The 19,023-nt window shown below is 48.7% G+C and carries 18 protein-coding genes; 16 read left to right on the top strand and 2 right to left on the bottom strand.

Annotation, left to right across the window (positions count from 1 at the left end; translation table 11 throughout):
- Positions 1-7 precede the first annotated feature (7 nt).
- Entirely contained in the window at positions 8-1,132 is a 1,125-nt protein-coding gene (locus tag ACSR9A_RS24940; protein WP_473760389.1) for a CotH kinase family protein, read from the bottom strand.
- Positions 1,133-1,486: 354 nt separating this feature from the next.
- Here ACSR9A_RS24940 and ACSR9A_RS24935 point away from each other — a divergent pair, with 354 nt between their 5' ends.
- The 11 genes from ACSR9A_RS24935 to ACSR9A_RS24885 all read left to right on the top strand — a co-directional run bounded on the left by ACSR9A_RS24935 (position 1,487) and on the right by ACSR9A_RS24885 (position 10,269).
- Positions 1,487-2,368 (top strand): hypothetical protein, encoded by an 882-nt coding sequence (locus ACSR9A_RS24935; RefSeq protein ID WP_473760386.1) that lies wholly within the window; start codon positions 1,487-1,489, stop codon positions 2,366-2,368.
- A gap of 111 nt (positions 2,369-2,479) precedes the next feature.
- Complete coding sequence (locus ACSR9A_RS24930) at positions 2,480-3,145, top strand: DUF2642 domain-containing protein (RefSeq protein ID WP_473760383.1); 666 nt, start codon at positions 2,480-2,482, stop codon at positions 3,143-3,145.
- Positions 3,146-3,426: 281 nt separating this feature from the next.
- Positions 3,427-3,651 carry a hypothetical protein gene (locus ACSR9A_RS24925; protein ID WP_473760382.1) on the top strand — a complete coding sequence of 75 codons (225 nt, stop codon included), beginning with the start codon at positions 3,427-3,429 and terminating at the stop codon, positions 3,649-3,651.
- Positions 3,652-3,687: 36 nt separating this feature from the next.
- Positions 3,688-4,095: a spore coat protein gene (locus ACSR9A_RS24920; RefSeq protein ID WP_473760379.1), complete on the top strand. Its 408-nt coding sequence runs from the start codon at positions 3,688-3,690 to the stop codon at positions 4,093-4,095.
- A gap of 97 nt (positions 4,096-4,192) precedes the next feature.
- Positions 4,193-4,684, top strand: coding sequence for an Lrp/AsnC family transcriptional regulator (locus ACSR9A_RS24915; protein ID WP_046233088.1), 492 nt, complete (start codon positions 4,193-4,195; stop codon positions 4,682-4,684).
- A gap of 12 nt (positions 4,685-4,696) precedes the next feature.
- Positions 4,697-5,914 (top strand): aminotransferase class I/II-fold pyridoxal phosphate-dependent enzyme, encoded by a 1,218-nt coding sequence (locus ACSR9A_RS24910; RefSeq protein WP_473760377.1) that lies wholly within the window; start codon positions 4,697-4,699, stop codon positions 5,912-5,914.
- Positions 5,915-6,127: 213 nt separating this feature from the next.
- Positions 6,128-6,700 (top strand): cob(I)yrinic acid a,c-diamide adenosyltransferase, encoded by a 573-nt coding sequence (locus tag ACSR9A_RS24905; RefSeq protein ID WP_473760375.1) that lies wholly within the window; start codon positions 6,128-6,130, stop codon positions 6,698-6,700.
- Between the two features lie 17 nt (positions 6,701-6,717).
- Complete coding sequence (locus tag ACSR9A_RS24900) at positions 6,718-7,701, top strand: RluA family pseudouridine synthase (RefSeq protein WP_473760373.1); 984 nt, start codon at positions 6,718-6,720, stop codon at positions 7,699-7,701.
- Positions 7,698-8,081, top strand: coding sequence for an arsenate reductase family protein (locus ACSR9A_RS24895; protein ID WP_473760371.1), 384 nt, complete (start codon positions 7,698-7,700; stop codon positions 8,079-8,081). Before ACSR9A_RS24900 ends, ACSR9A_RS24895 begins: the two co-directional genes overlap by 4 nt.
- A gap of 13 nt (positions 8,082-8,094) precedes the next feature.
- Positions 8,095-9,324: an aminotransferase class I/II-fold pyridoxal phosphate-dependent enzyme gene (locus ACSR9A_RS24890; RefSeq protein WP_473761254.1), complete on the top strand. Its 1,230-nt coding sequence runs from the start codon at positions 8,095-8,097 to the stop codon at positions 9,322-9,324.
- An 84-nt stretch (positions 9,325-9,408) separates the two neighbouring features.
- Complete coding sequence (locus ACSR9A_RS24885) at positions 9,409-10,269, top strand: 5'-3' exonuclease (protein ID WP_473760369.1); 861 nt, start codon at positions 9,409-9,411, stop codon at positions 10,267-10,269.
- A gap of 87 nt (positions 10,270-10,356) precedes the next feature.
- Here the strand turns inward: ACSR9A_RS24885 and ACSR9A_RS24880 are convergent, their stop codons facing one another.
- Positions 10,357-10,914, bottom strand: a complete 558-nt coding sequence (locus ACSR9A_RS24880) for a TetR-like C-terminal domain-containing protein (RefSeq protein ID WP_473760367.1) — start codon at positions 10,912-10,914, stop codon at positions 10,357-10,359.
- Positions 10,915-11,078: 164 nt separating this feature from the next.
- Here ACSR9A_RS24880 and ACSR9A_RS24875 point away from each other — a divergent pair, with 164 nt between their 5' ends.
- The 5 genes from ACSR9A_RS24875 to ACSR9A_RS24855 all read left to right on the top strand — a co-directional run bounded on the left by ACSR9A_RS24875 (position 11,079) and on the right by ACSR9A_RS24855 (position 18,990).
- Positions 11,079-12,065 carry an alpha/beta hydrolase gene (locus ACSR9A_RS24875; RefSeq protein ID WP_473760365.1) on the top strand — a complete coding sequence of 329 codons (987 nt, stop codon included), beginning with the start codon at positions 11,079-11,081 and terminating at the stop codon, positions 12,063-12,065.
- A 138-nt stretch (positions 12,066-12,203) separates the two neighbouring features.
- A complete protein-coding gene (locus ACSR9A_RS24870) occupies positions 12,204-13,805 on the top strand; it encodes a response regulator transcription factor (RefSeq protein WP_473760363.1) in 1,602 nt (533 codons plus the stop codon).
- Positions 13,802-15,610, top strand: coding sequence for a cache domain-containing sensor histidine kinase (locus tag ACSR9A_RS24865; protein WP_473760361.1), 1,809 nt, complete (start codon positions 13,802-13,804; stop codon positions 15,608-15,610). Before ACSR9A_RS24870 ends, ACSR9A_RS24865 begins: the two co-directional genes overlap by 4 nt.
- Before the next feature lie 15 nt (positions 15,611-15,625).
- Positions 15,626-17,212: an ABC transporter substrate-binding protein gene (locus ACSR9A_RS24860; protein ID WP_473760358.1), complete on the top strand. Its 1,587-nt coding sequence runs from the start codon at positions 15,626-15,628 to the stop codon at positions 17,210-17,212.
- 251 nt (positions 17,213-17,463) lie between these two features.
- On the top strand, positions 17,464-18,990 hold the full coding sequence (locus ACSR9A_RS24855; protein ID WP_473760356.1) for a family 43 glycosylhydrolase: 1,527 nt from the start codon (positions 17,464-17,466) through the stop codon (positions 18,988-18,990).
- Positions 18,991-19,023 lie beyond the last annotated feature (33 nt).

Below are 19,023 nucleotides of genomic sequence, written 5' to 3'. Positions count from 1 at the left end.
AGAAGCCTTAATGAATTTTAACTTTAAGGGCGGCTACATCTGCTGTGTTCTGCGTGAGCTTCCAGCTTTTTAAAGCCTTTCTAATAATAGCGCGCCTTTCCTTCACATAATTCAATATGAAGTCTGGCTCGCTCAAATACGTATTAAAGCTGCTTTTTCTCGTGTAATCCTCTTGAATGGCTGGCGTCAGCTTGCTGTACATCGCGCTCACTGTCCGCTCCACCTGTTCCTCCGTAAATGCTGTTTGCAGCAGCCGGAGCAGGATGGAGCGGTATTTGCGTTTATAGGCCGGAATGGCCAGCAGTTTGTCCGTCAACGTATTGTAGCCTTCAATCCGCACCAGATCACTTCCACACGGCTTGCCGTAGCAATTTCTTCCCCATGTTCCCTCATAATCCCAAGGCATCATCCGGTATTTTCCCGTTTTCGCATGCACATAAAGCGCATAGTTTTGATCGAAGCCATCATAGTTTCCCGTAAGCACGGCTCCAGCGAGCCAGAGCAAATATTGATCGACATCAAGATGCTTTTCCGCCCAAGAGCTCCATTGCAGCCGGGTTTTGCGCTTGCTGTTAATGCCTCTGACGAAGCGGATTAACCGCAGCTCGGAGGTGGCGAGTCCCGATACAAGCTCATAGCCGTCAAAGAGGGATTCCTTCCTTCGCTCCGTAATGGGATCAATAAGGCTGAAGTTTGCGCTGTCGTTGACCGCATAAATAATGGAGCGGCAGCCAATGCCTCTTTTGCGAAAAAATCTGGGATCGACGGATTCTATCTCTAAATAGACGCCTTGAGGGGCGCCATTAATGACGAGCCAAATATGCCGGGTACGCGGTGATGGCACGCCAATCTGATTAAAAAACTGGAAGGACAGCGCATTGCGAATCATCGAAGGATCATCAAATTCGGCGTTCCAATGCAGCGTCAAGCCAGCTTTCGTTCTGACTTCATAGGATTTTTTAAAATAGTTCCTCGTATGGCCGCCGCGAAAGCCGAAAGTGGCTTCTCTCGATTGTCCATTCATATCCAGCTGAACTGGCTGGAACCTATGGCTCCAGGAATCCTCCTGCAGCTCCTGCAAATGATCAGGTTCAATCGTAATTTCACGAATCGGCAGCGTTTGGGTTGACATGGGGCTTCCACCTCCTGCGGGCAGATCCGCCTATCGTCCTCAGATAGGCTTTTGCTGATTTACCTTATTCTGCCGCAGGGTATTTTGCTACTGTCGGAGCAGCGACTCTATGAATCTTTTCTAGTTATATGCTTATACCTTTAATAAATAGTTATTAATCTAGTACCTCTTATATGAGGGATACATATAAATGTATTATAAATCGTCTCCCATGACAGATGAACGGCATCAAGCACTGGAGGGATGCTCGCTACTCAGGCCAAGGTGATAAGAGCAAGCAGGAACAGAATGAATAGCGTTTAAGATTGCATGTAAATCTAGCATGGCACATTAAACATTTGGAGGGATTTTATTATGAATTATTGCTGCAACTATGTAAGTGGAGAACAGGATAGAAACTCGGGCAATATGAACCACCACCATAAAAGCAACCAACACAAAAGTAACCAACACAAAAGCAGCCAACACAAAAGCTCGAAAGGCAATGGAACTAAAACATTTCTCGAGGGCCTTGTTGGACAATATGTGAAAATCAATCGTGGTGGTCCAGAATCCCTCCAAGGTACGCTAGTTGCCGTGAAAAATGACTATCTAGTGCTTTGGACAAAGGAAGGCATTGTTTATGTGAGCTCGAGCCATGTGAAGAGCATTACGGATTTCCCTAGCGACAAAAGCAAAGGCCACACTCCCCAATATATTCAGGCTTCCAGCTTCATCGGCGTTATCCGTGCACTCAACCAAAAATTTGTGCAAATCAACTGGGGCGGCCCGGAGAAAATCGAAGGCTTTATCGCTGAAGTTGGCAGCACATCCTTATTGTTGGTCGTAAACCGTGAAGTCGTTCAAATTCAATTGTTCCACATTAAAACAATTAAGCAGCTCGGACAAAACACTTCCCGTGGTGACCGTTCCGGAGGAAATAATAACCGTACAGGTGGCTCGAACAACGGAGGAAATAATAACCGTACAGGTGGCTCGAACAACGGAGGAGATAAAAATCGCACAGGTGGATCGAACACCGGAGGAGATAAAAATCGTACAGGTGGATCGAATACCGGAGGAAACAAAAACCGTACGGGTGGATCGAACAACGAAAGAAATAAAAACTGCACAGATGGAGCGAACAAGGGAGGAGATAAAAATCGCACAGGTGGATCCAACACCGGCAAAAACAAAAACAAAAACAAAAATAAAAGCGGAAACAAAAACGGAAACCGTTCTGACAAAAGATATTAGCGTTTGTGAGAACTGCGCCATGCAGTAAACGCTAGTGAAATACCGGGCCAGGCACTTAATGCCAAAGCCCGGTATTCCTTTAAAAAAGTCGGCAGAAAGGAGAGAGATACTGTGAAAAATCGCCATCCGCTGCTTGACCAGCAAGTAGAGCTGGACATATCGGGAAAGGTTGCTTCCATTCGTGGCAAGCTGATTGAATTCGGGCAGGATATTTTAGTGCTGCATACGGGTTTGCAATTTATTTATGTCCCGCTCATTCATTTGCAGCAGCTTCGTCTGTCCAATCACAAGTATGACCCATTCGAGGTGCCGGAGCTGCCCTTTGAAGCCTACAATGAAACGGTCTCTTACCGCAAAATTTTAATGAATGCCAAAGGGATGTTTTCCGAGCTGTACATTACCGGGAATCAATCGATCCATGGCTACGTTACGACAGTTATGAATGATTATTTCGTGTTTTATTCCCCGATTTACCACACGGTTATGGTGTCTTTGCACCATCTGAAATATTTAATTCCCTACAACCCCGATGTCACGCCATACAGGCTGACTCCTGAGCAGTTTCCATTAAGGCCATCTCCGGTCACTTTGTCGCGAACGTTCGATCAGCAGCTGCGCAAGCTCATGGGCGAATTTGTCGTACTCGATTTAGGCGAAAATTCAAATAAAACGGGCGTCCTTAAAGCGATTGATCAAAGCATGCTTGAGCTGTCTACTGCGAGCGGGGCTTCGGTATTTTTACATTTTGACCATGTGAAAACCGTTCATTTGCCCTAAAGGTTCGTTCAGTCTTCCGTAAGCTGTATGTTGAAGGTGAAAGTGCCTATTGACCTTGCGAAGAGGGGATAGGCACTTTTGCATGATTAACGCCGTTGTGGACAAGCACGCAGATAAGCCTAGTGGACGGCCTTGTAAAAATAGGGGATACACCCGTACATAATTAGTAGGAGACTGATCCATAATACGTAAGGGCTGACATCCTGTCAGCCGAGCGGAGCTATGAGATTCGCTTGCGAGCATGTATCCAATCAAACGATAGTTCAGAAGGAGGAAATTCGATGTTACAGCCAATGACGGCGAAAGAACTCGAGTATATAGTCGATTCGATGTCCAACGAGGATTTGCTGATCAAGCAATGCACAGCCGTTTCTATCGGGGCAAGCAACGAGCAGCTTCGCCAAGTGTGCTCCCAAATGCTGAATACCCATCAACAGCATTACCAGACGTTGATGCATACGCTTCAGCAGCATCAAAGCATGGCGCCAACCCAGCCCCAGCAGTAAGCACATTCGGCAACTAGACATAAGGAGGAAAAAGAGATGCAACAGCAATACGCGCAATCGTTTTTGCCAGAAGAGGATCTGGCCTACACCGTACTTAGTGACTTGAAACGCGTAACCCGTGAATATGCGACGGGGGCCACAGAGGCTTCCTGTCCGTCTATAAGGCAAATGTTTACGAACCTGCTGAACAGCACGCTGAAAATGCAGGGTGAACTGTATCAAGTGATGCAGTCGAACAACATGTACAGCACAGCATCGCCTGTTCTTAGACAGGAGATCGACAAGCAGATAAAGGAGTATCAGCAAACCCAGCAAAAAACATCGCAATTTTTGCAGCAGCGTATGGGCAGCCAGTCGCAGGCGATGCATGCTGGATACGGCCATATGGCACAGCAGCAGCAACAGCACAACCAGCAAAATTCCCATCAGCCCTACTACATGTAAAGACCCTTCGGGGTCTTTTGTTTTTTTCTTTGCAGGAAGCCCGGATTCGTTGTAATATGAAGGTTAATAACTTCAGGTTTGCTGGAAGGAGTATATGATGAACGAATTGCAACTCAAAGTATTGGAGCTGCTCAAGGAAGACGCCAGACGTGATGCCGATTTAATCGCCACTTTGCTAGGTGCTCCCGCTGAGGAAGTAAAGCAGGCAATAGCCGAGCTTGAACATAATCATATTATTGTCAAATACGCGACTATCGTGAACTGGAGCAAGGTGGATGACGAGAAGGTAACGGCGCTGATTGAGGTGCAAATTACACCTGAGCGCGGACGAGGCTTCGAAGGCATTGCCGAGCGCATTTACTTATATCCGGAAGTGAAATCCGTTTATTTGATGTCCGGGGCCTATGATCTGCTTGTCGAGATTGAAGGTAAAAACTTGAAGGAGGTTGCCTCCTTCGTATCGAATAAGCTGTCCCCAATCGATGCTGTATTATCGACAAAGACAAACTTTATTTTGAAAAAATATAAACAGGATGGAATTATCTTCGAGGAGCATGAGGGTGACGATCGTTTGATGATTTCGCCGTAAGAGGTGAATGTGATGATTAAAGAAGAGGAAGAGCTGGTACGGACGAAGGTGAAGCGTCAAGCGATGACCGACTATTTGACCCCTTCTGTCCAAAATATTAAACCATCGGGTATTCGCCGTTTTTTTGATTTGGTTAATACACGTAAAGATGTTATTACTCTTGGCGTTGGCGAGCCGGATTTTATTACGCCATGGCATGTTCGTGAAGCGGCAGTTTATTCGCTGGAAAGAGGCAAGACGCAGTATACGTCCAATGCGGGCCTGCCTGCCCTGCGCGAAGCGATCGGCCAATATTTAAATGACCAATTCCAGACGCCGTATGATCCGGCAAATGAAATTCTCGTTACTGTTGGCGGCAGTGAAGCCATTGACTTGGCGCTGCGGGCACTCATTGTGCCAGGTGATGAAATTTTAATTCCTGAACCTTGCTATATTTCCTATTCTCCTATAACTGCGCTGGGCGGCGGTGTTCCTGTTGGCATTGAGACGTTCGCCAAAGACAAATTCAAGCTTACGGCTGAGTCGCTGGAAGCGGTTATTACGCCGCGCTCCAAGGTGCTGATTTTATGTTATCCGAGCAATCCGACTGGCGGCATTATGACTTATGAGGATTGGCTCCCGATTGCCAAGGTGGTCGAGGATAATGATCTGATTGTCATTTCAGATGAAATTTATGCCGAGCTTACTTATGGAACAAAGCATTGCAGCTTCTCGGCGATGCCGGGCATGCGGGATCGTACTATACTCGTCAGCGGCTTCTCGAAGGCATTTGCGATGACGGGCTGGCGGCTTGGCTATGCTTGCGGACATCCTGATCTCATTGCCGCAATGCTTAAAATTCACCAATATACGGTCATGTGTGCTCCGGCAATGGCACAATATGCTGGTGTAGAAGCGTTGACCAGAGGCTTGGAAGAGAAAGACCGGATGGTTGATGCTTACAATCAGCGTCGCCGCCTTGTTGTGAAGGGCTTCCGCGATATCGGGCTGGAATGCCATGAGCCGGAGGGGGCGTTTTATGCATTTCCTTCGGTTAAGGCGACGGGGCTTACATCCGAAAAATTTGCCGAACGCCTGCTTGAGGAAGGCGGCGTAGCAGCTGTTCCGGGCGATGTGTTTGGCCTTGGCGGCGAAGGGCATTTGCGCTGTTCCTATGCAACCTCTGTTTCGAACTTGGCTGAAGCGCTCGATCGCATTGGCGGCTTTGTCCATAAGCTGAGGCAGGAATAAACGGGAAATCCGAAGAGCAGCGTTCTGAAGCTTTTTTATGGAAATTTTTGAACGATAGGCGGTGTTCCAGTTCGAGCTGGAATGCCGCTTTTTTGTGCCGCACACGGGCAGATTTCTCCGGGAATGCTTCGGCAGGAGTGGCCGTTTATGGTATAGTGTATAGTAGCTTTTTAAAAACAGACGGCAGTGTAATGAGAGGGGCAAGGTTGAGCCATGAGATTATATACGCGTACGGGAGATAGTGGAGAAACGGCTTTAATTGGCGGGCGTGTCCGCAAGGATGATATTCGGGTAGAAGCCTATGGCACGATTGATGAGCTGAACTGCTTCGTTGGGCAGGCGGCTGCAGAAGCTGCACAGCATGAGCAGCTCGCAGAGATGGCAGCACTGCTGGTCGATATTCAGCAGGAGCTGTTCGATTGCGGATCAGACCTTGCTTATGCGAGGCCGGGAGCACCGCTTAAAGTGACGCCGGAACCGGCAGAGCGGCTGGAGCAGGTTATTGACGTATATATTACGGAGGCGCCGGAAATTACTCGGTTTATTTTGCCTGGGGGAAGTCCGCTGTCGTCACTGCTGCATGTTTGTCGCACCGTTTGTCGCCGGGCAGAGCGCCGTGTCGTGACGCTGGCTGCGGATCATCCAGCTAACCCAGAGGTGACAAAATATTTGAATCGCCTTTCGGATTTCTTTTTTGCAGCTGCACGTGTAGCGAACGCCAAGCTCGGCGTTCCGGATACCGAATATGTTAGAAGCAAGGAAGTGTTCCGGAAACGGAAAAAATAATGGATGCGGGCGATTTGATGAATACCGATGGAATAATGGATATGGATGCTAATTATTATAAGCCTCTGATTGTCGTCGTGGGGGCGGAGGATGCGGGGAAGTCCGTACGCGCCATAGTGGAGCGAAGGCTTGGCGTATCGCGCAGCCTGCTGTCGCGAGTCAAGCTGACGGAACATGGCATTACGGTCAATGAACAGCGTGTCTATACGACCGCGACTGTTGCGGAAGGGGATATTATTCGCATTCGGATGGAGAAAGAGATATCGGAAGATATTTTGCCGGAGCCAATCCCGCTCCAAATTGTGTTTGAGGATGAGCATTTGCTCATTCTCAATAAGCCGCCCGGCATTGTCGTGCATCCAACGCATGGGCATTACACGGGGACGCTGGCAAATGGCGTTGTGCATCATTGGCGGGAACGTGGCGAGAGGGTGCGCTTCCGCCCGGTAAATCGCTTGGATGAGGATACCTCGGGGCTTGTTGTCGTTGCGAAGAGCCCGTATATTCACCAGCAATTATCCGACCAGCTCCAGGCAGATGCCATTACGAAGCGTTATGCGGCTTTCGTATATGGTGTTCCTCCCGAGCAGGCAGGTACGATTAATGAGCCGATTGACCGTGATCCGGATTCGCCGCATGTCCGGATTGTGACGCCGGCGGGCTATCCCTCGGTCACGCATTATGAGGTTGCGGCGGAGTATGGAGATGGCGCTGCATCCCTTGTTCGTCTGCGGCTGGAAACAGGACGCACGCACCAAATTCGCGTGCATATGAAATATATCGGCTGCCCGTTGATAGGCGATGCCATGTACGGACTGTCGCCAGAAGCAGAGGAAATCTGCGCAGCGTGGGAGGAAGCAGCTGGCAGGCAGGCTCTGCATGCGGAGATGCTAGGCCTGACCCACCCAATGACGGGGCAATGGATGGAGTGGCGCGCCGAGCTGCCAGAGCAGCTCAAGCTGCTGGAGCAAATGTTAAATATGGAGGAGAACAAGCAATGAGTGCAAACACTTGGCAGACGGGAAAGATTACCGTCTTTCAATATCCGAAATGCGGCACATGCCGAAACGCGGTAAAATCGCTGCAGGCTAAGGGTCATACGCTGGAGCTTAAGCACATTGTCGAAGAGACGCCGACAGCTGAGCAGCTGAGGGAGCTGGTTAAGCTTAGCGGACTTGAATTGAAAAAGTTTTTTAATACCTCTGGAGACGTGTATCGCGAGCTTGGGCTGAAGGACAAGCTTGCCTCGATGAGCGAAGAGGAGCAGCTGGCGCTGCTCGCTTCGAGCGGCATGCTGATCAAGCGCCCAATTGCTACAGATGGCACGAAGGCGACGGTTGGCTTTAAAGAAGAACATTACGCACAGGAATGGAATGGGTGAGCGCGGCATGACGATGGGAAAGTGGCGATCCAATCGACTGGATGAGCTGGGCTCCTCCATTTTTGCCGAGGTGATTCAGTGGAAGAAGGAAGCGCGGGCTTCCGGCAAGGACGTAATCGACTTGGATATTGGCAGTCCGGACAAGCCGCCTACCGCTGCAGTTATGGAGACGATCAGCACGGCGGCGCTGAACCCGAGGCAGTATGGCTATATGGGGACCCGGGGGAGCGATGCCTTTCGCCAAACGGCGGCGGAGTGGATGGCATTTCGCTTCGGGGTGCAGGTAGATCCGGAGGCGGAGCTGCTTTCGCTAATGGGCTCGCAGGACGGTCTAGCGCATTTGGCTATGGCTATTTGCAATCCCGGCGACGAGGTGCTGCTGCCGAACCCGGGGTATCCGATATATGCAGGGTCGCTTGCAATCGCTGGAGTAAAGCCGATTTTTTATCCGCTGACGGCAGCAAACGGCTTTCTGCCAGATGTAGAGGCGATTAGTGAGGAGCAGTGGCACCGTGCAGCGTTTATTTTGCTGAACTATCCGGGCAATCCGGTTTCGGCGATTGCGGACATGGCGTTGTTTGATCAGGTGCTGGAAAAAGCGCGCAAGTATGACGTGCTTGTCATCAACGATGCTGCTTATTCTGAAATGGCGTTTGACGGCTTTGAGCCGCCTAGCATTCTTGCTGCTGACGGGGCAATGGAGCGCGCAATCGAAATTCACTCCTTATCCAAAAGCTTTAATATGGCGGGCTGCCGCATCGGTTTTGTAACGGGCAACCGGGAAGCGGTTGGCGCGCTGCGCGAGCTGAAGGACAATATCGATTACGGCATCTTTTCCGTCGTTCAAGAGGCTGGTGTCGCTGCCTTGAAGGAGGCGATGTCGCCAAGTGCACCTTCTAAGGCAGGCAGACTGTACGAGCAGCGTCGCGACGTATTTGTTCAGGCACTGCGAGCAAACGGGTGGCAGGTGGAGAAGCCGAAGGCGACGATGTTTCTTTGGGCGGCGCTGCCAGACATGGCTTGGGCGCATCCTGACGGCCCATGGACATCGCGGCTCGTAGCACGCGAGCTGCTGGAGCAGACGGGAGTAGCAATTATTCCGGGCGAAGCCTTCGGCAGCGAAGGAGAGGGTTATGTGCGCCTTGCGCTTGTGATGGAGGAGGAGCGGCTGCTTGAGGCAGCGGAGCGGATTGGCCGTTTTATTCGCGGCGAAGCGCGCGTACAGCAGCGTTCTGCAACTTAGAGTGATGGGGGCAGGGCGGTGCGGCGCTTCGCCATTAATCCCGATATTAAAGCATGAATTTTACAAATGGAGAAGATTACATTTATGAATGAAAATAAAATTTTGATTGTTGATGGAATGGCGCTGCTGTTCCGGGCATTTTTCGCCCAATCCTACAGCGCAAGACGACTCGATGACGGAACGCCGACAAACGCCATATATGGATTTTTTCAATATCTTTTTGATGCGGTGAATACCTTTGAGCCCACTCATGTCGTTTGCTGCTGGGATATGGGGAGCAAAACCTTTAGATCAGACCTTTATCCAAATTATAAGGGTAACAGACCTGAGGCTCCAGAGGATCTAATCCCACAGTTCAGCTTGGTAAAAGAGATCGTTGCTGCCCTTCATATTCCTAATATTGGGTTAGAGGGCTATGAAGCGGACGATTGCATTGGTACAATTTCAACTAAAGTTAGTGCCCTTGGACAGGTGTATATTTTGACTGGGGACCATGATATGCTTCAACTAGTATCTGATCGAATTCATGTAGTTATAATGAAGAAGGGCAGATCTAATTATGCCATCTACGACTTAGACTTCTTGAAAATGGATAAAGGCATACATCCATTTCAGGTAGTTGAAATGAAGGGTCTAACGGGTGATACAAGCGACAATTATCCTGGTGTAAAAGGGATTGGAGAAAAAACGGCTCTAAAGTTGCTTGCTGAATACGAATCTATTGATGGTATTCTTAACAATTTGGACAAAGTACCAACAGGAATAAAGGCTAAGATTGAGTCGGATTTGGATATGCTTCATCTGTCTAGAACGCTTGCACGAATAAATATTGAGGTGCCCGTTGACTGTGTATTAGATGAATGTCTATTAAATATTCAATTGGAAACCGCAACATTGGTATTTGACAAATATCGATTAACTTCATTATTAAAGATGATTGGTTAGAATAGGAGATGACTTTTGAATTTCGTTGAATTCAGAAGTCATCTTTTTTATGTTCATAAAACTCTCCAAGAACAGATTAGTCAGCTATCACAAAAATGAATCTTCAACCGAACGGGTCGCTTTCTCAATAAATTGTGCTACTTCTTTCGGACTCTCTTTCAACCCATGTTTAATCCAATCTTTAATTACTGCTGCACTGCCGCTTGCAATGAAGGCGTAATATGCCTCAAGTGTATTCACCTCTAGATGAGGTACTTGTTCCTTCCACATTTCAATACTTCGATCATGCAAAATATAAATGACCCGTTCCAGGTAGTCTCCATTCCCATGCTCAGAGAACAAAATTTTACATAAATCACTATTTACTGCGATATGTTCGCAAATTTCGACGAGCGAGCTTTTGTCAAGTTCATCCGTTATCGAACGTTCAATGACATCCTTTATGACTTTGAAAAATGATTCTTCAATACTTGTAAGCAGATGAAGTGGAGAATGATAATACATATAAAACGTATTGCGATTAAGGTTCGCTTGTCTGCATAAGTCAGTCACTGTAATTTTGTTAATGGGTTGCTCCTTCATAAGCTCTAACAGGCTTTCTCTTAAAACCATCTTGCTATATTGAATTCTTCGATCTTCCTTCATTCCTTCTAAATAACCTCCCTGATGATGAAGCACTAATGAGATGACAGACACCTTCTATGTTTTCGTTCGACAACAGGCAAATCTTATCGAACTGCCTGTTGTTTATCATACATTGTGTAAATATACTATAACTAGAGTAACAGATAATCCCTTTTGGAGGACAAATGATGAAAGTAACCTATGCAATGATAGATAAACAATTACGTTTGAAAGGTAAAATTTTAAATCTATTCATGAGCTCCTCAAGCGAAGACCAATTTCTAAGAGATATGCACAAAAGAAAAAAACAAAGCGAAAAACGAAAAGGGAAGCACAAGGAAGGGCTAGACTGCCTGGAACAATGGATTGAACGTAAAGATGGGTCGAAGCAACGTATTCTGATTTATAAACCTCATCATGCCAAGGGAGAGCTTCCAGGTATTCTTTGGCTGCACGGTGGTGGATATGCACAAGGCATACCTGAGTATTTTGAAAACATGTACAAAAATTTAATGGATGCAAGCAACTGTGTCATTATTGCTCCGGACTATCGTTTATCTATCGAGGCTCCATATCCGGCAGCATTAGACGATAGCTATGATGCTCTTCTATGGATGAAGCAGAATGCTCAGAATCTGGGAATCCGGCCTAATCAATTCATGGTAGGAGGGGAAAGTGCAGGAGGGGGATTAACCGCAGCTCTTACTCTGTACGCGAGAGATCAGGGCGAGGTGAACATCGCTTTTCAAATGCCGTTGTATCCCATGATAGATGACAGAAGGAATACCGAATCAGCAAAAAATAATAATGCCCCGATTTGGAACTCTGACATGAATCAATGGGCCTGGAACCTGTATCTTGGAGAAAATGTTGAAAAAGAGGTGTCTCCGTATTTCGCAGCTGCAAGAGCTACCGATTATAACCATCTACCACCCACAGTCACTTTCGTCGGAGATATAGAACCATTTCGGGATGAAACGATCGCATATGTTAAGCAATTAAAAGAAGCCGGTGTTCCCGTTGCTTTTGAGTTATACAAAGGCTGTTATCATGGATTTGACATTATTAATCCAAAAGCCGAGGTAAGCAAAAAGGCCACTGCGTTTTTAATGAAATCCTACAAGTATGCGGTAGAGCATTATTTTGCCGAGCAGAATACCATACGGGGCTAGAGACGGCTTCTTATGATTTTTTAGGCTAACGATCTGCAAGTTTCAAAGAGGATCATAGCTTTTCGAAGTAGGAATGAACGGAAAATTGCATTATAATAATAGCCTAGCGTTTTGGCGCATGCATAGGGAGGTGCTCTCTTGAAATTGCTTATTGTTGAAGATGAAAGTCGGACAAGAGAATTGCTGCGAAATTACATTTCATGGGAAGAGCTCGGCATCGGCGAGGTGGATACCGCACGCAATGGCAAGCATGCGCTGGAGAAGGCGATGGAATGGAGGCCCGACATTATCGTGTGCGATGTTCGCATGCCGAAGCTGAACGGTATCGACTTTGCCCGGCAATATCGGGAGATTGCTCCCCATTGCAAGCTCATCTTTTTGAGCGGGTTTTCCGACAAGGAATATTTGAAATCAGCCATTAATTTGAAAGCGTTAACATATTTGGAGAAGCCTGTTGTACTCGGAGAAGTGCGCGCAGCGGTGGAGTCGGCAGTCCAGCTATGCGGGGAAGAGAGCAGGAAGCGGGAGGAAGAAATTCAGCTGCAGGCGGATATTGACCGCAGCCTCCCCTTTCTTCGGCAGGAGATGGTTCGGAAGCTGATTACGTTCCCGGACTCTCCTCATGTGGAGCCCGCGCTTCGCAGCCAAGACACGTTCCTGCTGCCACCACATGGTCCATACACGGTTATGACGGCCAATTTGTACTGGAGTCCAGCGGATCACCCCGAGGACCCCACGCCTGTGCACAGCTGGATGCTGGACGAATTGAATCGCAATCCTGAGCTGCTGTCGCTGCAGGCGATAGCCGGCTTTGATTCCTCCAATCGCCTAGTCGTCATCGTTTCTGGCGCTTACCGCAGTGCTTACCGGGAAGGCCGCGATAAGATTGAGCGGGTAGTCATGATTATGAGCGGCATAGCCGGCAATGCCATTGAACTGCAGTTCGGCGTAGGGGAGCCGGTCGGAACCCTTCTTGGGCTTCCTTCGGCCTACAAGCTGGCTTCCCTGGCCAGCTCGCTGCAATATTATTACAACAGCGCCGCCCCCTTGTTCTCGGAGTCGCTCGGAGGGCATGAACCGCTCCATACGAATTGGGAGGAGGTTCGCCGCGTGCGAGATCAGCTGCGCCGAGGAGAAATTGACAACGTTAAGGAAACGCTGCACCAATGGAGCATATATGCGCGAACTCGGCTGGATTTGGACATTTTGCGCGTTAAGGACACCTATTTTCAATTTCTGCTCGTTATTATGGAGATTGCGGTTCAGCTTGGACTCGCCGAGCTGTCGGAGGATACGGAGAAGCGGTACATGTGGAAGGAAATCGACCGGATTTCGAGCCTCGATGCTTCCGAACGTTATGTGCTGACGTTTCTCGATCTGTTAAGCGAGCGTCCGGAAGGGAACAGCGCTCCAGGATCGGGTAAGCTGCGCGAGATTATTCATTACATCAATGGTCATTTCCACAATAAGGGATTTACCATTAAGGCTATTGCCGATCACGTCCAGCTGAGCGAGACGTATTTATGTGCCTTCTTCAAGAAGCAGCGCGGACAGACGATCAAGGAATTTATTACAGAGACGAAAATGAATAAGGCGAAGGAGCTGCTCCGCGATTCCAATGCGAAGCTGTTTGAAGTTGCGATGAATTTAGGTTTTACAGACCCGAACTATTTTACGACGTTTTTTAAGCGGTGCGAGGGCTGTACGCCGAGCGAATACCGGGAGCGTGTTGCAAAATGAAAGGCAGGCTGATCGGCTTCTCCAACTTAAGCATCCGCTATAAGCTATTCACCTCCTATTTGCTTATCGTGACGATTCCTTTTTTGCTGCTGTTGTACATTCATGTGACGACTACGCAGAAGGAGAACACGGAAGCGGCCATTTATTCCTCTCAGAAAATGCTAAGCGAGACGAAGTCTTATCTCGAATACAAATCCCAGGCGATAACGGAGGTGCTGAATTTCCTTGCGTTCAACTCGCTCGTGCAGGACCATGTTTCGACCGATTCCCGCCGATACGAGGACGTGAACGAATGGCATATGCAGGCTCTCCAGCTATCGAGGCTCATTAACCAGTTTCGCTATAATGATGAAATCGAATCCATTCAAGTGTTCATGAAGCATGGGCTTGCTGGTGCCACTGAAAATAATGACTTTCTCAACATGAGCCATTATGAGTCTAAGGAGTGGTATCAACGCTTTCAAGCCTCTAATGCGGCATTTGCTTGGATGCCTTCCTCCGTAATTGACGGTGACAAAAGCGGCATGGGGCTGACCATACTCCGTAAAGTGCCGGATGCCCATAATATTAAGCAGTTTGACGGAATCATCCGCGCGAGGATCAGCGAGTCTGCGATGCAATCGGTACTCGACCATTCTATCGTCACGCCGCACGCCTCTGCTTTTCTTTTCAATTCGGAAGGGCAATTGCTCAGTCAAGCCGATTCTGGTCGCAAGATCGAATCCCCGATTAGCGATCTCGCTTTACTGCAAACGACGGCGGCAAGCGGGATGGTCTACTTCGACGACCATTATGCCTTGAATGGAAAGCGCCATCTGTTGGGCATGCAGCTTGTGCCGAATACGTCCATGCTGCTGGCGATCCTTGTTCCTTATTCGGATATTTTGGAATCCAGCACGAAAGCACGGAATCGGATTATTTCCATTTTTTTGCTTGTAGTTCCTCTGACGCTTCCATTATCTTTTTATGTGGCGGGCTCTGCGACGAAACGAATTCGCCAATTGATCTTGCATGTTCGCAAGGTGAAAAACGGCAAATTCGAGATTGCGTCCTTACCTGCGAATGAGGATGAAATCGGAGAACTCACACATAACTTCAACGTTATGGTCCAAAATGTGTCGGCGCTCATGAATGAGACCTATATGCTCGGACGAGAGCTAAAGAACGAGGAGCTTAAGGCGCTTCAGGCGCAAATCAACCCACATTTTTTATACAACACGCTGGATTTGATTAACGTTATGGCAATCGAATCGGGCTCAACCGATATTAAGCGTGTCGTGGACGAGCTGGCCGTGTTTTATAAGCTAAGCTTGTCTAATGGCAAGGAATACGTTACTTTGGAGAGCGAGCTGCAGCATATTGAGGCGTATGTCCGCATTCAGAATATGCGTTTTGACGACGGCATACGGCTGGAGCTTGAGGTGCCTAGAGAGCTGTACGAAAGGGAGCTGCCGAAAATTTTGCTGCAGCCGCTGGTGGAAAATGCAATTTTGCATGGCATTATGGAGAAGGAAAGCGAGCAAGGCACGATTCGGATACGCGCGTGGGAAGACAAGGGAGATATGGTCATAGAAGTAGAGGATGACGGCGTTGGTATGGACGAAACCAGCCTCGCGGCAATCCTCAAGGGGTATAGCGTCAAGAGCAGCGGAGGCGGCTACGGCGTTCGCAATATTGAAGAACGGCTGAAGCTGTCTTACGGGGCTATGTATGGCATTGTGTTCGAAGGTAGGCCTGGTGAAGGCGTGCGGGTGCTGCTGCGTGTACCGAAGCAGCGCTCTGGCGGCGACCGGGCGCTTGCGTGAAGGGAGGGATCGGAAATGAACGGAACAAGGGGCAATAGACGGCTTCTTTGGCTTTGGATGCTCGCCATTGTTCTGGGGATATGCTTGAGCGGATGCACGAAGCAGCAAGAGCCGATCTCCAAGCCTAACGCTGCCCATGTTGCGAAGAAGGGCTATGAGGAGGAAGTAAAGCTAGTCGGCTATTTGATCGGCGAGGAGCCAAAGGGAATGCCCGAGGTGCTGGAAGCGCTGAACGGCAAGCTGAAGCGAGATATGAATACAACGATTGAGCTTAATTATATCGGTTGGGGCGATCTTGCATCCCGCTACCCGCTTGTGCTGGAGTCGGGGGAGCAGATTGATTTTATATTTGCGGCTGACTGGAATTTTTATGTGGCTGAGGCGGTTAGAGGCGCATTCATGCCGCTCAGCGCCGACATGCTGGCCGAGTATATGCCAAGGCACTCCGCGAAGCTGCCCAAGGAGGCGTGGGACGCTACGCTGGTCAACGGCAAATCCTACATGATTCCAACTTCCTCGCTGGATCGCAAGGTGAATGTGGCTTTGTTCCGCAAAGATGTGATGGCGTCTGCAGGCATGACCGAGATTGAAAAGTTCTCCGATATTGAGCCTTATTTAGCGGAAATCAAGGAAAACTATGACGGCATGATTCCGCTTAATTTGGACTCTCAATTTGATTTGGCAACGCCCTACCAGTATTTATTATCCGAAAAAATAGCCTGGGCGGGTGCTCCCTTCGACTCTGGAGATCCGCTTGCGCAAGGTATTACGAGCGACATTGAGCATCCATCGGGAGAACTGCATTCCATGGTGGATGAGCAGATGCTGGGCGTGCAAAAGTATGCGGCGGGCATAATGAAAGACTGGTACGACAAAGGTTACGTGAATCGGAACCCTTTCGCCAACAAGGAGCGGTCAAAGAACACATTTTGCGACGGCAGGTCGGGGGTGGCGTTTGGCAACTCCACCGACATGGTGTCGGTGTTTGCGCTGTGTCAGGAGAAGGGAATTGACGTCTACCCGCTCCCGATGCTGTTCCCGTCAGGCAAAGCAGCAGGTATAAGCTGGACGAATAACGGCGTCGCAATTGGGGCGAACGCCAAGCATCCGGAGCGTGCACTAGCGGCGCTCGACCTCATTATGCAGGAGGCTTCCTACGTTTATTTGACTTATTTCGGCATCGAGGGCAAGCATTACATCGTGACCGAACACGGAGAAATCGGCCTTCCTGAGGGTGTAACACCGGAGACGAGCACATATCCCCCAGACGCGTCGGGCTTCTGGTTTGTCAACAAGGAGCTATTCATGCCGATGACGACTTGGACAGATGAATATACGAAGCTGAAACAGCGCATCGACACGTACTTGATAGAGACAACGTATCAAGGTTTTTTGTTCAATTCGAGCAACGTGAAGACGGAAATCGCAAATTTAAAGAGTGTGTCGACGCAGTATGCGCAGCCCATTTATTTTGGCGCGGTAGACAATGTGGACGCTGCATTCGAGACGCTTTCGGCCAAGCTGCAAGCCGCTGGCATCGCCAGAGTGAAGGCGGAGGTTGAAAAGCAGGTAGCTGAATTTTTGTCCCATAGCCATAGGTAGCAGCTTGTCCCGCTAGAAGTTTCCGGCGGGCGAGCTTTTTATAATATAAGGTTTTATTTGCTACTGACGTATGACTGGCATCTGAAGCAAATCCTATGTTTTAAAAGAAAATCGCAAGTTTTCAATCTACCTTTCGAACTTTGGGACGCTATATAATGACTGTGCAATCCAAATAATGGAGAAAGGAGTACGGCAAAGCAAGCAGGTAAGTAATACGGGTAAACATCTTAAATTTGGAAGGATGTATTCAGATGGACGAAAGAATCAAGCGTTTTGTCATGCTTCAATGTTTTCTGCTCGTCTTCACCATCGCATCTGTGTTCGGCGCTTCGACTAATTATGTAAGCGCTGCCAACTCCGTATTAACGAATGACGTCTTTTGGAAAGACACGTCTGGAAACCCAATCTACTCGCAAGGAGGCAACATCCTCAAGGTTGGCGATACGTATTACTGGTATGGGGTCAAATATAACGGAGCGGTTACTTACTATAATAATCCCAGTGGCAAAAATGGCGACACGAGCTTTGCCGCCGTGACCTGCTATTCATCGACGGACCTGATCAATTGGACGTTTCGAGGAAATGTCATAACAGCAGGAGCGGAAGGCTCGACCTGGGATCCGGATTGGTTAGGAAGGCTTGGTGTCGTCTACAACACGAACACGCAGACTTACGTGCTGCTTACGCAATACGCGGGGCCAGCGGGCACAGGTACGGCTTTTGCGACAAGCAGCACGCCGACGGGCCCGTTTACATTTCACCATGTCCAGACGTCTGTCACCAACGTCGTAAATAATCTTCCGGGTGATCAATCCACCTTCGTTGACGACAACGGCAAAGCCTACCTCGTATTCAGCAATGCCAACGGTAGATCCCGCCTTTATGTATCGGAGCTGCGTTCCTCGGATTACTTGAGTATCGAGCCGGCTGTTCAGGTATTTCAAAGCACGCAGGGTGGACGCGAAGGCAATGCGATGTTTAAGTATAATGGCCTCTATTACTTATGTTCCTCTGATTTGCATGGTTGGAATGCATCCAAAACCTATTGCATATCGTCTTCGAGCATCCAAAGCGGTTATTCCAGCGAATTTGTCATGATCGATTCAGACAGGGATTATTCGCACGTCACCCAGACGGGCTTCTTTATTAAAGTTCAGGGCAGCTCAGGAACGACGATTCTGTTTGCGGGGGATAGGTGGAGCGACTTTGCTGGCAACGGGCTTGGCTATAACCAGTGGCTGCCAGTGACGTTCAATGGGACGACCCCGGTGCTGAATTCCTTATCCAAGTTTAATCTGGATGCGGCAGCAGGTACGTGGAGTGTTGCGGCAGGAAATAATTATGTTATGAATCCAAGTTATGAGGCAGACCGAATTACGCTAAACGAGCTGACCGGCTGGTCAAATTGGAAGAACGTTTCGACGGATCCTAATTCCAATATATCCCCCGGCCGAACAGGACGCTACGCTATGACGCAATACAGCGCATCCGCCTACAGTGCGAGCATGTATCAGAACATAACGGGCTTGCCGAACGGGACCTATACGTTGAAGGCTTGGGTAAGGAGTGGAGGCGGGCAATCGACTGCCCAAATTTACGTAAAAAACTTTGGCGGGGTGGAGAAAAATGCGGCAATTAATTCCTCCATTAACAGTTGGACGGAGATTACGATTTCCAATATTAACATTACAAACGGCTCTGCGCAAATCGGTGTCTATAGCGTTGCAAATGCAGGCAACTGGCTCCGGGTGGATGACTGGTCGCTGACCAAAAATTAATACGGAACGATAGCTGCGGCATCGGGGGGCTTG

The organism is Paenibacillus sp. R-74696 (assembly GCF_055814915.1).
Note: the sequence above shows the minus strand (reverse complement) of the source record. Positions and strands in the feature narration are given on the sequence as shown.

Coding starts and splice junctions, on each gene's coding strand:
- ACSR9A_RS24865 (WP_473760361.1), top strand. CDS start 13,802: ATGAAAGGCAGGCTGATCGGCTTCTCCAACTTAAGCATCCGCTATAAG.
- ACSR9A_RS24885 (WP_473760369.1), top strand. CDS start 9,409: ATGAATGAAAATAAAATTTTGATTGTTGATGGAATGGCGCTGCTGTTC.
- ACSR9A_RS24920 (WP_473760379.1), top strand. CDS start 3,688: ATGCAACAGCAATACGCGCAATCGTTTTTGCCAGAAGAGGATCTGGCC.
- ACSR9A_RS24895 (WP_473760371.1), top strand. CDS start 7,698: ATGAGTGCAAACACTTGGCAGACGGGAAAGATTACCGTCTTTCAATAT.
- ACSR9A_RS24860 (WP_473760358.1), top strand. CDS start 15,626: ATGAACGGAACAAGGGGCAATAGACGGCTTCTTTGGCTTTGGATGCTC.
- ACSR9A_RS24890 (WP_473761254.1), top strand. CDS start 8,095: ATGGGAAAGTGGCGATCCAATCGACTGGATGAGCTGGGCTCCTCCATT.
- ACSR9A_RS24875 (WP_473760365.1), top strand. CDS start 11,079: ATGATGAAAGTAACCTATGCAATGATAGATAAACAATTACGTTTGAAA.
- ACSR9A_RS24925 (WP_473760382.1), top strand. CDS start 3,427: ATGTTACAGCCAATGACGGCGAAAGAACTCGAGTATATAGTCGATTCG.
- ACSR9A_RS24910 (WP_473760377.1), top strand. CDS start 4,697: ATGATTAAAGAAGAGGAAGAGCTGGTACGGACGAAGGTGAAGCGTCAA.
- ACSR9A_RS24935 (WP_473760386.1), top strand. CDS start 1,487: ATGAATTATTGCTGCAACTATGTAAGTGGAGAACAGGATAGAAACTCG.
- ACSR9A_RS24855 (WP_473760356.1), top strand. CDS start 17,464: ATGGACGAAAGAATCAAGCGTTTTGTCATGCTTCAATGTTTTCTGCTC.
- ACSR9A_RS24905 (WP_473760375.1), top strand. CDS start 6,128: ATGAGATTATATACGCGTACGGGAGATAGTGGAGAAACGGCTTTAATT.
- ACSR9A_RS24900 (WP_473760373.1), top strand. CDS start 6,718: ATGAATACCGATGGAATAATGGATATGGATGCTAATTATTATAAGCCT.
- ACSR9A_RS24915 (WP_046233088.1), top strand. CDS start 4,193: ATGAACGAATTGCAACTCAAAGTATTGGAGCTGCTCAAGGAAGACGCC.
- ACSR9A_RS24940 (WP_473760389.1), bottom strand. CDS start 1,132: ATGTCAACCCAAACGCTGCCGATTCGTGAAATTACGATTGAACCTGAT.
- ACSR9A_RS24880 (WP_473760367.1), bottom strand. CDS start 10,914: ATGAAGGAAGATCGAAGAATTCAATATAGCAAGATGGTTTTAAGAGAA.